Origin of the sequence: Arthrobacter sp. ZGTC412 (genome assembly GCF_002929215.1) — a bacterium.
Lineage (GTDB): Bacteria > Actinomycetota > Actinomycetes > Actinomycetales > Micrococcaceae > Arthrobacter.
In genome coordinates this window covers 1-5,707 of sequence record NZ_PJII01000039.1, presented here as the reverse complement: position 1 = coordinate 5,707, position 5,707 = coordinate 1, and the positions used below count along the sequence as shown (strand labels likewise).

Genomic DNA, 5,707 nt, shown 5'->3' with positions numbered 1-5,707 from the left:
TGTCCGGCGGTGACCTACTCTCCCACACCCTCCCGGGTGCAGTACCATCGGCGCTGTGGGTCTTAGCTTCCGGGTTCGGAATGGGACCGGGCGTTTCCCCCACGCTATGACCGCCGTAACCCTTGCTCCGCACCCTGGTAAGGGGTGGGAAATCTTTGGTTACAACAATTTGTGGTGTTGTTATTCAGTTATGGTTTCCCGTGGCAACAAACGCGTTGGTTTTGGTTTGTTGTTTGGGAACCACATAGTGGACGCAAGCAGTCTTGTTTATCTTTTTACCACGGCCTGGTGTGAACGTCTTTTGAATCCGTTCACGACCGGTGGTGTGTGGTGTAAGTTATCGGCCTATTAGTACCGGTCAGCTTCACGAGTCGTTAGTCCTCGCTTCCACATCCGGCCTATCAACCCAGTGGTCTGGCTGGGGGCCTCTCACACACAAGGTGTATGGAAATCTCATCTTGAAGCGAGCTTCCCGCTTAGATGCTTTCAGCGGTTATCCCATCCGAACGTAGCTAATCAGCGGTGCACTTGGCAGTACAACTGACACACCAGAGGTTCGTCCGTCCCGGTCCTCTCGTACTAAGGACAGCCCTTCTCAAATTTCCTGCGCGCGCAGCGGATAGGGACCGAACTGTCTCACGACGTTCTAAACCCAGCTCGCGTACCGCTTTAATGGGCGAACAGCCCAACCCTTGGGACCTACTCCAGCCCCAGGATGCGACGAGCCGACATCGAGGTGCCAAACCATGCCGTCGATATGGACTCTTGGGCAAGATCAGCCTGTTATCCCCGAGGTACCTTTTATCCGTTGAGCGACGGCCATTCCACAATGTACCGCCGGATCACTAGTCCCGACTTTCGTCCCTGCTCGAGATGTCTCTCTCACAGTCAAGCTCCCTTGTGCACTTACACTCGACACCTGATTGCCAACCAGGCTGAGGGAACCTTTGGGCGCCTCCGTTACTTTTTAGGAGGCAACCGCCCCAGTTAAACTACCCATCAGGCACTGTCCCTGACCCGGATTACGGGCCGAAGTTAGATGTCCAAAGTGACCAGAGTGGTATTTCAACGATGACTCCACCCGAACTGGCGTCCGGGCTTCAACGTCTCCCACCTATCCTACACAAGCCACTCCGAACACCAATACCAAACTATAGTAAAGGTCTCGGGGTCTTTCCGTCCTGCTGCGCGTAACGAGCATCTTTACTCGTACTGCAATTTCGCCGAGTTTATGGTTGAGACAGCGGGGAAGTCGTTACTCCATTCGTGCAGGTCGGAACTTACCCGACAAGGAATTTCGCTACCTTAGGATGGTTATAGTTACCACCGCCGTTTACTGGGGCTTAAATTCTCAGCTTCGCCTTGCGGCTAACCGGTCCTCTTAACCTTCCAGCACCGGGCAGGAGTCAGTCCGTATACATCGTCTTGCGACTTCGCACGGACCTGTGTTTTTAGTAAACAGTCGCTTCCCCCTGGTCTCTGCGGCCCCGATCCCCTCCCACCAGCAAGTGGTGTTCAAGGTTGGGGCCCCCCTTCTCCCGAAGTTACGGGGGCATTTTGCCGAGTTCCTTAACCATAATTCTCTCGATCGCCTTAGTATTCTCTACCTGATCACCTGTGTCGGTTTGGGGTACGGGCGGCTAAAACCTCGCGTCGATGCTTTTCTCGGCAGCATAGGATCACCAAATCCCCCCAAACGGGGGTCCCATCAGATCTCAGGCATCATGAACAGCGGATTTGCCTACCGTTCGCCCTACATCCTTAGACCGGGACAACCATCGCCCGGCTTGGCTACCTTCCTGCGTCACACCTGTTAATACGCTTGCCTCCCAGGATCAGGTCCTGCGCTCCACCAAAACCCTCACACCACAAGGGTGATCGGGCAGGTCTCGGGCAGTTAGTATCCCCTGTTCAGCATGGGCGGTTTTTCGCCGGTACGGGAATATCAACCCGTTGTCCATCGACTACGCCTGTCGGCCTCGCCTTAGGTCCCGACTTACCCAGGGCAGATTAGCTTGACCCTGGAACCCTTGATCATTCGGCGGACGGGTTTCTCACCCGTCTTTCGCTACTCATGCCTGCATTCTCACTCGTGTAGGCTCCACCGCTGGTTTACACCGCGACTTCACTGCCCACACGACGCTCCCCTACCCATCCAGACGCCTGAACCACAAGGGCTTAGCTAATATCTGAATGCCACAACTTCGGCGGTGTACTTGAGCCCCGCTACATTGTCGGCGCGGAATCACTTGACCAGTGAGCTATTACGCACTCTTTTAAGGATGGCTGCTTCTAAGCCAACCTCCTGGTTGTCTTCGCAACTCCACATCCTTTCCCACTTAGCACACGCTTAGGGGCCTTAGTTGGTGGTCTGGGCTGTTTCCCTCTCGACTATGAAGCTTATCCCCCACAGTCTCACTGCTGCGCTCTCACTTACCGGCATTCGGAGTTTGGCTGACGTCAGTAACCTTGTAGGGCCCATTAGCCATCCAGTAGCTCTACCTCCGGTAAGAAACACGCAACGCTGCACCTAAATGCATTTCGGGGAGAACCAGCTATCACGAAGTTTGATTGGCCTTTCACCCCTACCCACAGCTCATCCCCTCCATTTTCAACTGAAGTGGGTTCGGTCCTCCACGACGTCTTACCGTCGCTTCAACCTGGCCATGGGTAGATCACTTCGCTTCGGGTCTAGATCACGCCACTGCAACGCCCTATTCAGACTCGCTTTCGCTACGGCTTCCCCACACGGGTTAACCTCGCGACGTAACACTAACTCGCAGGCTCATTCTTCAAAAGGCACGCCGTCACAGCTACTATGCACACAAGGTGCGGCTGCTCCGACGGATTGTAAGCACACGGTTTCAGGTACTGTTTCACTCCCCTCCCGGGGTACTTTTCACCTTTCCCTCACGGTACTGGTCCGCTATCGGTCATTAGGGAGTATTTAGGCTTATCAGGTGGTCCTGACAGATTCACACGGGATTTCTCGGGCCCCGTGCTACTTGGGATACTCATCCAGGCGGTACACAACATTTCGGTTACGGGGCTCACACCCTCTCTGGCCGGCCTTTCAAGACCGTTCACCTATGCCTGCACATCACACCTCACCAGTCCGGCAGAACTGATACGGAAAGTCCCACAACCCCGACCATGCAACGCCCGCCGGCTATCACACATGGAACGGTTTAGCCTGATCCGCGTTCGCTCGCCACTACTAACGGAATCACTATTGTTTTCTCTTCCTGCGGGTACTGAGATGTTTCACTTCCCCGCGTTCCCTCCACGCACCCTATGTGTTCAGATGCGGGTCACCAGGCAGCTCGCGCCCCTGGCGGGGTTTCCCCATTCGGACACCCTGGGATCACAGTCCGGTTATCGACTCCCCCAGGCTTATCGCAGATTCCTACGTCCTTCTTCGGCTCCTAATGCCAAGGCATCCACCGTGTGCTCTTAAAAACTTGACCACAAAAGATCAATCAGTAATTTACGAGAGAACCATGAAAACCAACCACACCCCAACACCCCAAAAGGGCATCAACAGCGCAGCCAGATCCAGGTTCATATATCTTGGAAATTGCTTCTTATAAAAGATGCTCGCGTCCACTATGTAGTTCTCAAACAACAACCCCAAACCACACACCCCACACACAAACGTGCATGATCGGTCCGGCCAGGAAAACCAGAAACACAAGTCCCACACCACAACCCCCAACACCCCCACCAAAACGGGGACACCGGAAACCATGCCATGGTCCTGTTGCTTCAGGACCCAACAGTGTGCCAAACACTAAACCACCCATCCCCCACCCCACCGTTCCAGGACACCAAAAGCATCCGTACTGGGCAAAGAAAGAAACACGCGGCCGCTATCCGTTGATATTCCACCCTTGAGCACCCGCCGCAGAACAAACGTCTGCGCAACGGGCATATACTCCTGACAAACCCCCACCACCCACATACACGGGCAGGAAAGCTTGTAGGTGCTCCTTAGAAAGGAGGTGATCCAGCCGCACCTTCCGGTACGGCTACCTTGTTACGACTTAGTCCCAATCGCCAGTCCCACCTTCGACAGCTCCCTCCCACAAGGGGTTAGGCCACCGGCTTCGGGTGTTACCAACTTTCGTGACTTGACGGGCGGTGTGTACAAGGCCCGGGAACGTATTCACCGCAGCGTTGCTGATCTGCGATTACTAGCGACTCCGACTTCATGGGGTCGAGTTGCAGACCCCAATCCGAACTGAGACCGGCTTTTTGGGATTAGCTCCACCTCACAGTATCGCAACCCTTTGTACCGGCCATTGTAGCATGCGTGAAGCCCAAGACATAAGGGGCATGATGATTTGACGTCGTCCCCACCTTCCTCCGAGTTGACCCCGGCAGTCTCCTATGAGTCCCCACCATCACGTGCTGGCAACATAGAACGAGGGTTGCGCTCGTTGCGGGACTTAACCCAACATCTCACGACACGAGCTGACGACAACCATGCACCACCTGTAAACCGACCGCAAGCGGGGCACCTGTTTCCAGGTCTTTCCGGTTCATGTCAAGCCTTGGTAAGGTTCTTCGCGTTGCATCGAATTAATCCGCATGCTCCGCCGCTTGTGCGGGCCCCCGTCAATTCCTTTGAGTTTTAGCCTTGCGGCCGTACTCCCCAGGCGGGGCACTTAATGCGTTAGCTACGGCGCGGAAAACGTGGAATGTCCCCCACACCTAGTGCCCAACGTTTACGGCATGGACTACCAGGGTATCTAATCCTGTTCGCTCCCCATGCTTTCGCTCCTCAGCGTCAGTTAATGCCCAGAGACCTGCCTTCGCCATCGGTGTTCCTCCTGATATCTGCGCATTTCACCGCTACACCAGGAATTCCAGTCTCCCCTACATCACTCTAGTCTGCCCGTACCCACCGCAGATCCGGAGTTGAGCCCCGGACTTTCACGGCAGACGCGACAAACCGCCTACGAGCTCTTTACGCCCAATAATTCCGGATAACGCTTGCGCCCTACGTATTACCGCGGCTGCTGGCACGTAGTTAGCCGGCGCTTCTTCTGCAGGTACCGTCACTTTCGCTTCTTCCCTACTGAAAGAGGTTTACAACCCGAAGGCCGTCATCCCTCACGCGGCGTCGCTGCATCAGGCTTGCGCCCATTGTGCAATATTCCCCACTGCTGCCTCCCGTAGGAGTCTGGGCCGTGTCTCAGTCCCAGTGTGGCCGGTCACCCTCTCAGGCCGGCTACCCGTCGTCGCCTTGGTGAGCCATTACCTCACCAACAAGCTGATAGGCCGCGAGTCCATCCAAAACCACAAAAAGCTTTCCACCCCCCACCATGCGATGAGGAGTCATATCCGGTATTAGACCCAGTTTCCCAGGCTTATCCCAGAGTTAAGGGCAGGTTACTCACGTGTTACTCACCCGTTCGCCACTAATCCCCCCAGCAAGCTGGAGATCATCGTTCGACTTGCATGTGTTAAGCACGCCGCCAGCGTTCATCCTGAGCCAGGATCAAACTCTCCGTTGAAGTAAAACAAAAACAGAAACCACCCGGAAACCACGGGAAAACGCGGCAACCAGACAGCAAAAATTTGAAACCAGCTGTAAAAACCAGACCACCCACAGGGGCGGGCAATCCAGTCAATTCAACCAATCACTAAAACAATTGGTATCAACAAACTTGGCACACTATTGAGTTCTCAAACAACAGACACA

At 54.8% G+C, this 5,707-nt stretch carries 3 rRNA genes; all 3 read right to left on the bottom strand.

Annotated features, from left to right (window positions below):
• Window position 1: 1 nt before the first annotated feature.
• Window positions 2–118, bottom strand: a 5S ribosomal RNA gene (gene rrf, locus CXQ88_RS21210).
• 209 nt (window positions 119–327) lie between these two features.
• A 23S ribosomal RNA gene (locus CXQ88_RS21205) occupies window positions 328–3,467 on the bottom strand.
• A 527-nt stretch (window positions 3,468–3,994) separates the two neighbouring features.
• Window positions 3,995–5,519 (bottom strand): 16S ribosomal RNA (locus CXQ88_RS21195).
• The 16S, 23S and 5S rRNA genes sit together here, the layout of an rRNA operon.
• Window positions 5,520–5,707: the final 188 nt, after the last annotated feature.